Annotated in this window: 4 protein-coding genes; 2 read left to right on the plus strand and 2 right to left on the minus strand. The window is 34.5% G+C overall.

Going from position 1 to position 5,335, the window contains the following annotated elements:
* Nucleotides 1-348: 348 nt before the first annotated feature.
* Together BUB80_RS22850 and BUB80_RS22855 are read left to right on the plus strand one after the other, a co-directional pair.
* Complete coding sequence (locus BUB80_RS22850; protein ID WP_054511837.1) at nt 349-903, plus strand: LemA family protein; 555 nt, start codon at nt 349-351, stop codon at nt 901-903.
* 3 nt (nt 904-906) lie between these two features.
* On the plus strand, nt 907-2,817 hold the full coding sequence (locus BUB80_RS22855; RefSeq protein ID WP_073298019.1) for a DUF2207 domain-containing protein: 1,911 nt from the start codon (nt 907-909) through the stop codon (nt 2,815-2,817).
* A 74-nt stretch (nt 2,818-2,891) separates the two neighbouring features.
* Here BUB80_RS22855 and murA read toward each other — a convergent pair whose 3' ends face one another.
* A complete protein-coding gene (gene murA / locus BUB80_RS22860; RefSeq protein WP_054511839.1) occupies nt 2,892-4,199 on the minus strand; it encodes a UDP-N-acetylglucosamine 1-carboxyvinyltransferase in 1,308 nt (435 codons plus the stop codon).
* Nucleotides 4,200-4,880 carry a DUF4290 domain-containing protein gene (locus BUB80_RS22865; RefSeq protein WP_073298021.1) on the minus strand — a complete coding sequence of 227 codons (681 nt, stop codon included), beginning with the start codon at nt 4,878-4,880 and terminating at the stop codon, nt 4,200-4,202.
* Nucleotides 4,881-5,335 lie beyond the last annotated feature (455 nt).

A 5,335-nucleotide genomic window follows, 5' to 3' on the forward strand; every position in this document is an offset into this window, starting at 1 on the left:
GTGCTCTTATTTGTAGCCTAATGCTCAACTTAAAGTGACTAATTTGTTAATCTTTTGTCACTTTTGCGGTTAAAATAAAAGTTTAAACAAGTTGAGTATATAGATTTTGAAAATCTTCTTGTGTTAAGCGGAAGTGAAATATTTTATTATACAAAATTTGTTTTATAATTAGCTGAATTTCGAATAGATAACTCATGTTTTTTGTGTCTATTGATTTTATTCAAATATCATTCATCAACTAAAAAGAGATTATTCTCAATTTGTGGTTAAGATTTTGTTTGTTAAAAAGTATATTATACATGATAATATAAAAAAGGGTATTTTTAAACTAAATTAAAATTAAAATCTATGATCATTCTAATTATTGTAATCGCATTAGTAGTCATTTTTCTTCTTTACGGAGTTTCCATTTATAACAGATTGGTAAGACTGAAAAATTTGGTTCAGGAAGCGTGGAGCAGTATTGATGTAATGCTTAAAAAGCGTCACGATCTTATCCCGAATTTGGTAGAAACAGTAAAAGGGTATGCTACTCACGAACGTGAAACATTAGACAGCGTAACAAGAGCAAGAGCTCAGGCGGTAGGTGCTAATTCTGTAGAATCAAAAGAAGCAGCTGAGAAAAACCTGAATCAGGCGATGATGAATTTATATGCTGTAGCAGAACAATATCCGGATTTAAAAGCAAACGCTAACTTCCAACAATTGCAATCTGAACTGACTTCTTTAGAAAATGATATCGAAAAATCAAGAAGATATTACAACGGAACTGTTCGCGATAACAATACATTGGTAGAAACTTTTCCTAGTAATATTATCGCTAATATGTACAAATTCCAAAAATCTCCATTCTTCGAACTGGAAAATGCCGCAGAAAGAGAAGTTCCAACGGTAAAATTTTAAGGGATGAAAAAGTTTTTATTGCTTTTTTATGTACTGACTTTCACGCTGGCTTTTTCTCAGGAAGGAGATAGTATAAAAGATGGAGGAGCTGAACGCATTCTCTCTTTTCATTCTGATATTGTTGTTGATAAAAAATCTGCATTGAATGTTACGGAGGATATCAAAGTACACAGTCTCGGAATTAATATCAAAAGAGGAATTTACCGTGCGCTTCCTTTATCGAGAAATTTAAATAACAAAACTCAGAAAGTAAGATATAACATTATTTCTGTAAAGAAAGATGGAGTAGAGGAAGATTATCATGAAGAAACCGGGGATGGTTATCTGAAGATATATGTAGGAAAGAAAGATGTTATTCTAAGTCCGGGTAATTACAATTATGAAATAAAATATACAACAGAAAATCAGATCGGATTTTTTGATAAGTATGATGAGATTTATTGGAATGTCAACGGAACGGTTTGGGATTTTGCCGTAGACAGCATTTCTGCAAAGGTAACACTTCCTGAAGGCGCAAAGATTCTTCAGAATTCTTGTTATACAGGAGCTTATGGAAATAATGCTCAAAACTGCAGTTCTAAAGTCTTATCAGACAATTCAATGGAATGGTCTGCCACTAACTTAGGTCCAAATGAAGGATTGACAATTGCTGCCGGATTTCAAAAAGGAATTATGGTTCCGCCACCACCGCCAACTTCTATTGAGAAATATGGCGTTCTGATGGGTGGAATTATTATATTTCTAGGATTGCTTTTCTATTACTATTCAACTTGGAGAAAATATGGAGTAGATCCTGAGAAACCAACAGTTTATCCACAATTCAATGTTCCTGAAAACCTTTCACCAGCTTCTATGGGCTATATAAAGGATGAAAGTTTAAAAAATAAATTGGTAACGGCTTCCATTGTAAATCTTGCGGTAAAAGGTTATTTGAAAATTATCGAAGGCGAAAGTTCTGGAATTTTAGGATTGTTCAATACTAAGACTTTTACCTTGAATAAATTAAAAGAACCGGATCAGTCTTTACCAAAAGAAGAGATTAGTTTAATGAATACTCTTTTTACAGGAAATGAAACTATTACATTTGACGGTCAATACAACTCAAAAATTGAAAATGTAGTTACTAGCTTTAAAGGAGCATTGCAATTTCAGTATGATCAATTGTTAAATGAAGGCAATAATTATGGAAAGCTTATTGTTCCAATATTGTTGATTTCAATGGTGTATGTTTTAGGATTAATCATAAGCTTTAAAATAGATCCGGAACCAGAAAAACTGATTGGTGGGATCTTCGTATATGTTATTTCTTTAGTGATATTCTGCGTAGTTGCCTTTTTATCCAACCGAGTTTCGTGGAAATTTTTAATACCAGTTCCATTTTTTGTTCTCATTGGACTTTTTGGTTTTATTAAAGTTGGAAGTAGCGGAAGTGAACTGATTAATTTCAGCGTATGTTACTTTTTCGTTATGTTAGGATTTACTTCCTTGATGATTTATCAATATTTAATTAAAAGACCATCAGAAGAAAAGTTGAGGAAACAATCTTTAATTGAAGGTTTCAAAATGTATATGGGAGCTGCTGAAAACGAGCAGTTGAAATTTCATAATCCACCTCAGATGACGCCACAGGTTTTTGAAACATTGTTGCCTTTTGCAATGGTGTTGGGGGTGGATGATATTTGGGGGAAGAAATTTGACCAGGTATTGAAAAACATGGCAAACGGAACAGAATATGTGAGCACATGGTATGTTGGCAGTGCCATCAATTACTATAGTTTTGGAAATGTACTGAATTCAAGTCTTACCCATTCCATACAATCTGCATCTACTCAACCGTCAAGCTCAAGCAGCGGTTCAGGTGGTGGTGGATTCTCCGGTGGAGGCGGCGGCGGCGGCGGAGGTGGCGGCTGGTAATCCGAACTTCTCAGAAAAATAAAAAAGCGTTCAAAATATTTTGAACGCTTTTTGTATGTTGAATTTTCAGTATATTAAATTCTTTCGATGTCAGCTCCGATCGCTTTCAGCCTTCCATCAATATTTTCATATCCTCTGTCGATTTGTTCGATGTTGTGGATAATCGATTTTCCTTCTGCAGAAAGCGCTGCAATAAGAAGGGCGTTTCCGGCTCTGATATCTGGAGAAACCATTGTTGTTCCTCTTAATGGAGCTTCCTGATTAAGACCGATCACAGTTGCTCTGTGCGGATCACAAAGAATGATCTGTGCGCCCATATCAATTAATTTATCAACAAAGAATAATCTTGATTCAAACATTTTTTGATGAACCAGAATACTTCCTTTAGCCTGAGTTGCCACTACTAAAATAATAGATAACAAATCTGGAGTGAATCCTGGCCAAGGGGCATCAGAAATCGTTAAAATAGATCCGTCAATAAATTTCTGGATCTTATAGTTTTCCTGAGCAGGAATATAAATATCGTCATTGCTTTGTTCAAGCTGAATTCCTAATTTTCTGAAGGTATTAGGAATAACACCTAATTGATTCCAGTTTACATTTTTAATGGTAATTTCAGATTTTGTCATAGCCGCAAGACCAATCCAAGACCCGATTTCTACCATGTCAGGAAGCATCGTGTGTTCAGTTCCGTGAAGGTAATCTACTCCTTCAATGGTTACTAAATTAGAACCGATCCCTGAAATATTAGCACCCATTCTGTTCAGCATCTTGCATAGTTGCTGAAGGTAAGGTTCGCATGCTGCGTTATAAATTCTTGTTTTTCCTTTTGCTAAAGCGGCTGCCATTACGATATTGGCCGTTCCGGTTACAGAAGCTTCTTCTAGAAGGATAAATTTTCCTCTAAGTTCTTTAGCTTTTAATGAATAGAAATATTCTTCCTCGTCATAATGAAATTCTGCACCAAGTTCTACCAATCCTTGGAAGTGAGTGTCTAATCTTCTTCTTCCGATCTTGTCTCCACCCGGAGTTGGCATATAAGCTTCGCCGTATCTTGCCAACATAGGTCCCATTAGCATGATAGAGCCACGAAGTTTGGCACCGTCTTTTTTGAACTCGTTGGATTTTATATAATCGAAGTTTACTTTATCAGCCTTGAAAGTGTAATCACCGTGACCATTTTTAGTCACTTTTACCCCGAAGTCTCCAAGAATTTCAATCAATCTGTTGACATCATGAATATCCGGAATGTTTTTAATTCTTACCTCTTCATCAGTTAATAAAACTGCACATAAAATTTGAAGAGCTTCATTTTTAGCTCCTTGTGGAGTAATTTCACCTTGCAGTCTTTTTCCTCCTCTTATTTGAAATGTTCCACTCATTTACTTTCTGTTATTGTTGTTACTTCTGTTGTTAGTGTTATTATTGTTGTGCCTTCTTTTATTAGGCTGGTTTTGGTTTCTGTTATTATTGCTGTTGCTTCTGTTATTGTTGTTTCGGTTATTGTTGGTGCTGTAATAGATCTTGCTTTTTTCTAAAGATTCTATATTGGTAAGATCCAACCTGTTTTCCGAAAGCTCTTTCAAATGACGGAAGATCACATCATCTGTAACATGCTCCTTATTATAAACATTATAAGACTTCTTCATATTGTTGGCAATAACCTCAATCAGGGCTTCTTTTTCGTCGCCGGGTTCCAGTTCTATTGCTTTCTCTATTAATTGAAGAATACTTTTTCCGTAAAATTTAAAATCTCCCTGTAGTTTAGGGTATTCCATTGTTTTGGGCTTCTCTGCCAACTGTTCCCTTGTAGGAAATGGATATGGAGAGTCTACATCCAGATCATAGTTTGCTAAAATAAAAAGATGATCCCAAAGTTTATGTTTATAATTGTCTTCATCACGAAGTTGTGGGTTTCTTTGACCCATAAAATCGATAATCGCCATCGCCATTTCGCTTCTTTCATTTCTGTCAACAAGCTCTTTGCAACGCTCAACCAATTGTTGTATAATTCTGCCATATTCTGGCATATTAAGCTGAGTTTTTTGGGTATTGTATTCCATAGTATGCAAATATATGGATTAAAAGAAAAATTGTCTTGAAAATCTTAAAAGTTTATGATTTTTTAATGAAAAGATAATGGATTTAAGGGTTGGCTAATTATAGAGTTAGGTTTATGAATATATTTTTTAGCTCCATATTTTTATGGAAGATCTCAGCTAAGTACTTAGCAGGAAAGGATTGATATAGATGAATATTTTGACGGACGGACGGAGACACTTAATGTTTTCTTATTTTGAATACTTTCCAACCCAAAGTAATAAAAAAGCATCTCTCATATAATACGACATGGTTTGTCGTGATGGTAGAATATTTTTGCACAAGAATAAACAATGAAAAATTAACTCTATGAAATAGAATTATATTATTCAGCAGGAAACATTAAATTTGCACGATTTTAAAATAAGCTATTAACACTAAGAAAACATAGGAATGAGAAAACTCTACATGAGTGCAT

Source organism: Chryseobacterium polytrichastri (assembly GCF_900142445.1).
Classification (GTDB): Bacteria; Bacteroidota; Bacteroidia; order Flavobacteriales; family Weeksellaceae; genus Chryseobacterium; species Chryseobacterium polytrichastri.

Excerpts from the sequence above, each read along its gene's own strand:
- BUB80_RS22865 (WP_073298021.1), bottom strand. The coding sequence starts at position 4,880 with ATGGAATACAATACCCAAAAAACTCAGCTTAATATGCCAGAATATGGC.
- BUB80_RS22850 (WP_054511837.1), top strand. The coding sequence starts at position 349 with ATGATCATTCTAATTATTGTAATCGCATTAGTAGTCATTTTTCTTCTT.
- BUB80_RS22855 (WP_073298019.1), top strand. The coding sequence starts at position 907 with ATGAAAAAGTTTTTATTGCTTTTTTATGTACTGACTTTCACGCTGGCT.
- murA (WP_054511839.1), bottom strand. The coding sequence starts at position 4,199 with ATGAGTGGAACATTTCAAATAAGAGGAGGAAAAAGACTGCAAGGTGAA.